Below are 4,649 nucleotides of genomic sequence, written 5' to 3'. Positions count from 1 at the left end.
GCAGTTTGCTTTTTCGTCTAAAGAAAATATGACAGAAAACACCTGCCGCCAGGGAACCTTTGCGCTCTCTCGGTGGCAGGTGGCTCCTGTCATCATGGCGGGTGTAGGGAACTATCCAAAGGAAGATACTATCGGCAGAAAAATAGAAATAGTGCGTCTATACTAAACTTAACCAGTTACCTAAACCTAGACAAATGGTCTGAGCGCAAAACTTTTCGTTGACAACATCCCCTGCCAGGGATATGCTATATCTGCCGCCAAAAACATTTCGTGACGGATTTCCAACATTTCATTACAAATGGGTTGCTCCTTTGCCGACTTTTTGCTAACCTAAAAATAGGGTGGTATGCATGATAATGTTTGCTATCTGCGATGACGAGCCACAGATGGCCCGAGAAATTGCGGATCAGCTTGCAGGCTATATGAAGGAAACGGACTGTGACTATTCGGTTGACTGTTTCTCCAGCGGGCATGCGCTGCTGAAGTCCTCAGATGAATTTGACGTTATTTTTCTGGACATCCAGATGGAGCGCCCGGACGGGATGGAAACAGCCGCGCTCCTGCGGCGGCGTGAGAGCCGCAGTCTGCTGATTTTTGTGACGGTGCTGAAAGATCGCGTGTTTGATGTGTTCCCGCTGGAAGCTTTCGATTACCTGCTCAAGCCCCTGGATAGGGATCGGTTCAGGCGGACAATGGACCGGGCCTTGCGCTGGCTGGAGCGGGACGCGGCAAAAAATCTGGTGATACAGCGAGGCTCCGGCTGCCAGGTCGTTCCTCTCTCTGACATCCTGTACTGCGAGGTGCTGGGCAGGAAAATTTTCATCCACAAAAAGGATGGTATTGTTTTGGACTACTATGACAGGCTGGAAGATTTAGAACAGCGCGTGGACAGCCGTTTTTTCAAGTGCCACCGGAGTTACCTGGTGAATCTGGACCATGTGGGCGGATGCCAGGAGGGGCAGGTCCTGCTGTCCCAGGGAGAGCGCATCCCGGTTTCGCGGCTGCGGGAGCGGGAATTGACCCAGGCCCTTTTGCGCCATATGAAAGAGAGGTGTGTCTGATATGGATTATTTTAGCCTGATTATGGACGGGATCAGCATCCTGGGGCAGGGTATAATGCACATCTTTTTTGTCAGCCGTCTGACCGGGAAGGGGCGCAGGCTTTGGCATTTTGCGGTCTATTGCCTTGCCCTCTGCGCCATTCAGTGTCTGTCGCTGGGCCTTAAAGACGATGGGATTATCTCCATTGCCGCAGGAATCCTGGGGCTGTACACCCTCAGCCGCTTTGCGCTGGGGAACCAGCGGCCCATTTCCTGGGTGGCGGCGGTGCTGGCCTTTTATGTTTCGCAGCTCTCTTTTGGAATTATCAACTCTGTGGAGGTGGCCTTCTTTCCCGGCTTTATCGGGACCCCTCAGCTATATCTGCTGCTTTTGGTTGCACAGGCCCTCTATTTTGTGGCATGCATTGGCTGTTACCGCGCTGTGCGGAAGCTCCTGGCCTGGACGCAGGACAGCCAAACGCCTTATATCGGGCTTCTCCTGCTTCCTGGGTTGTTTTTCTTTGGGGCGGAGCTGTACATCCTCCAGACCGCCTACAGCTTTTTTGTCCCCTCCGTTTCCCTGGAGGATGTTGGTAAGCACGGCACGCTGTTCTTCCTGCAAATCACGGGGCTGGCGGCGCTGCTGTGCACCCTGTACGCCTACCGGCAGCTCTGCCGGGGCTTTCAGGCTCAGGTTGAACTGCAATCGCTGACCCAGGCAGCCCAGGCTCAGAAAGTTTACATTGCTGAGGCCCGGGCCCGCTATGAGCAAACGAAATCCTTTCGTCACGACATCAAGAACCATCTGTCTGTGCTGGACGGCCTGCTCAAGAATGAGAAGCTGGACGAGGGCCGGGAGTATCTGAAAAAGCTGGAAACCGTCTCGGAGGCTCTGTCCTTCCCCTACCAGACCGGCAACCAGGTGGTGGATATTCTGCTGGGGGAGAAGCTGGGGCTGGCCAAAGAGATTACGGCAGAGGTGTCCCTGGTTTTGCCAAACCCCTGCGGGATCGATGATTTTGATCTGTGCGTGCTCTTTGCCAACGTCCTGGACAATGCCATCACTGCCTGCCGCGCTCAGGACGGAGCAAAATCCATACGCATCAGCGGCAAGCGTCAGGGAGATTTCTATATGCTGACCTTTGAGAACACCTGCTCGCAGGAGCCACTTCCCCCGGCAGGTACCGGGTTATCCAACATCCGGGTGGTGGCGGAGAAGTACCATGGGGCGGTGCTGACGGAGAAAACAGGCGGCAGGTTTTCGCTGAATGTGCTGCTGAATGTCGCGGCTGTGTAGAGAAATGGAGGAACTTCATGAGTAAATACGACGCTCTGTGGGCCTATGTGCAAAAGGATGGAAGCCCGACCCTCAAATTGACCTTTGCGCAAATCCAGGATATCGCGGGCATTCCCATTGACCACTCGTTCCTGAGATACAAAAAGGAATTAGCGGACTATGGGTATCAGGTGGGGAAAATCTCCATGCGGGAGCAGACGGTTGTTTTTCAAAGGAGCGTTTAGCGGCTAGGGTTGCGCTATAATCAAAGCGGTAAACTGGAATTTACAGGAGGAAAACGTGAAAGTTAAAAGGTGCGTAAAGGGGCGGCGCTTGTGCTTTGCAATATTCGCAATTTGCCTCTCGGCTAGGGCTTGTTTGAAAAATAAATATTGCACAAATTGCGGGTTAGTGCGAAAATAGAGATATGAAACGGTATGAATTGACAAAAGGACAATGGGAGCGCATAAAAGAACTGTTACCGTCAGAAAGGACGGGGAAGCGAGGCCGGCCTCGGAAAGATGACCGAAACATGCTCAATGGGATGCTTTGGATCGTCCGCAGCGGAGCACAGTGGCGGGAAATGCCGGAGGCGTATGGCTCCTGGCAGTCTGTGTATGCCCGATTCGCTAAATGGCGGGACGATGGTACATTGGAAACCATATTTCGCGCATTGTCCGCAGATGCGGATATGGAAAACCTGAGCTTGGACTCTACCTGCATCAAGGTTCACGAAAGCGCCAATGGAGGGGAGAAAAAACGGCAGATAAGGCAGTTGGGCGAACCAGAGGCGGGTTAAATACAAAGCTGCACGCTATCGTAGATGGACTGGGGAACCCGGTTGAATTCATGCTGTCTGCGGGAAATGACCATGATTCGCTCCACGCTGTTGAACTGCTGGAAAGGGTAAAAATCAGTGGCAGCAAAGTATTAGCAGACCGTGCTTATGGGGCAAAGACAATCCGGGCTTATATCTCAGAACAGGGAGCCAGCTATGTGATCCCGCCGCAGAGCAATGTTTCTGATCCTTGGCCGGTAGATTGGTGGTTATACAAAGAACGCCATTTGGTTGAATGTTTCTTCCAAAAACTCAAATGGTTTCGCAGGATCGCCACCAGATATGATAAATTGGATGCATCTTTTCTTGCCTTCATTTACATTGCCGCTATCGCTATTTTGTTGATTTAGCTCTGCCTTCCCTATTTTTCAAACAAGCCCTAGGTTTATAGAGTATTTTTTAATTGAAACAGACAAAACGGCGATTGGAGAAAATGTGCTTCACAAAGCCGTCGGAATTATTCTATTGGCAGTGGTATTAAAACGTACAAACCTGACATGGAGCGATATTGGATTTCAAAGGAACGGCTTTGCAATCGGTGTTCTGAAAGGCTTGTCATTGGGAACGGTTTGCTTTGCGATTGCATATGGCCTTGAATTTGCCATTCTGTCCCTGCAAGGCAATCCCGCGCATTTTGAACTATATGTCAGCGGTTTTTCATTGACCGGCTCTCCCATAAAGAATACCGATTTCCTTTTCTTCGGGTTATGCCTGTTCTTTAATGCCATCAATGTGTGGATGGAGGAGGGCGTTTTCCGAGGACTGTTTATAAAGATGCTTTCTGAAACAACGCCCTTTATGACAGCTAATTTTATTGCCGCGTTTCTATTTGGCATTTGGCACATTGTTATGCCGATCAGAAGCTATATAAACGGGGAAATGCCATTTGCGGAAATGATTCTGATGAGTATTGGTTATGTGATCCTTGCCGGAATTATGGGAATCAAATGGGGGCTTCTTAACCGCATGACAGGAAACCTGTGGGTTGGACTTGGCGACCACCTGTTCAATAATACCGTTGCCACCAATATGCTGCATGTCGTTTCTTCAACGGGCGCGGATGAATTGCAAATCGTTCGGATTATGGCGGCACAGCTTGTTTCCTTCATTTTTGTGCTGGTAATTTACATTTACAGGAGCAGAAAAGAGGGTGAATAGAAATGTATCATGGCTTTGATCATAAGGGTATTCCGCAAGAACCGAGCGCGGAGGTGGCAGACGCCGAGAAACAGCTTGAAATCTCAGAGTACATCAAGGTTTTTGCAATTAAGGATGGAGAATAGGGTCTTTCTTTCATGCAGTCCTTCCGTTTTTCTTCTTGTTGCCGTTCTCCCCGGAATTGTGGTATAATGGGAAAATACAGAACAGCAAATTGGAAGTTGACGCCGATGAAAATAAATGAAAAGAGAGAACATCTATGCTCAATGCAGGAAGCAGGATAGTAAATAATTGGATATATCCTATTGACAACGGCTATGTACTGATTGATACAGGG

General features: G+C 49.9%; 4 protein-coding genes and 1 pseudogene. All 5 read left to right on the top strand.

Translation table 11 applies throughout. From position 1 onward, the window contains the following. Positions 1–350 precede the first annotated feature (350 nt). The 5 genes and pseudogenes from U8U01_RS17010 to U8U01_RS16990 all read left to right on the top strand — a co-directional run bounded on the left by U8U01_RS17010 (position 351) and on the right by U8U01_RS16990 (position 4,312). Positions 351–1,061, top strand: coding sequence for a LytR/AlgR family response regulator transcription factor (locus U8U01_RS17010; protein WP_322176779.1), 711 nt, complete (start codon positions 351–353; stop codon positions 1,059–1,061). A gap of 1 nt (position 1,062) precedes the next feature. Next, a complete protein-coding gene (locus tag U8U01_RS17005) occupies positions 1,063–2,337 on the top strand; it encodes a sensor histidine kinase (protein ID WP_322176778.1) in 1,275 nt (424 codons plus the stop codon). Positions 2,338–2,354: 17 nt separating this feature from the next. After that, positions 2,355–2,561: a hypothetical protein gene (locus U8U01_RS17000; RefSeq protein WP_160642961.1), complete on the top strand. Its 207-nt coding sequence runs from the start codon at positions 2,355–2,357 to the stop codon at positions 2,559–2,561. Between the two features lie 182 nt (positions 2,562–2,743). Beyond that, a pseudogene (locus U8U01_RS16995) lies at positions 2,744–3,504 on the top strand (IS5 family transposase). 121 nt (positions 3,505–3,625) lie between these two features. Beyond that, positions 3,626–4,312, top strand: coding sequence for a CPBP family intramembrane glutamic endopeptidase (locus tag U8U01_RS16990; RefSeq protein WP_322176780.1), 687 nt, complete (start codon positions 3,626–3,628; stop codon positions 4,310–4,312). The last annotated feature ends 337 nt before the right edge of the window (positions 4,313–4,649 follow it).

Source organism: Acutalibacter caecimuris (genome assembly GCF_034335085.1).
Taxonomy (GTDB): domain Bacteria; phylum Bacillota; class Clostridia; order Oscillospirales; family Acutalibacteraceae; genus Acutalibacter; species Acutalibacter caecimuris.
This window is presented reverse-complemented; position numbering and strand designations above follow the sequence as displayed.

Bases quoted from the DNA above. Each gene is read 5' to 3' on its own strand.
- U8U01_RS17005 (WP_322176778.1), top strand. From the start codon at position 1,063: ATGGATTATTTTAGCCTGATTATGGACGGGATCAGCATCCTGGGGCAG.
- U8U01_RS17010 (WP_322176779.1), top strand. From the start codon at position 351: ATGATAATGTTTGCTATCTGCGATGACGAGCCACAGATGGCCCGAGAA.
- U8U01_RS17000 (WP_160642961.1), top strand. From the start codon at position 2,355: ATGAGTAAATACGACGCTCTGTGGGCCTATGTGCAAAAGGATGGAAGC.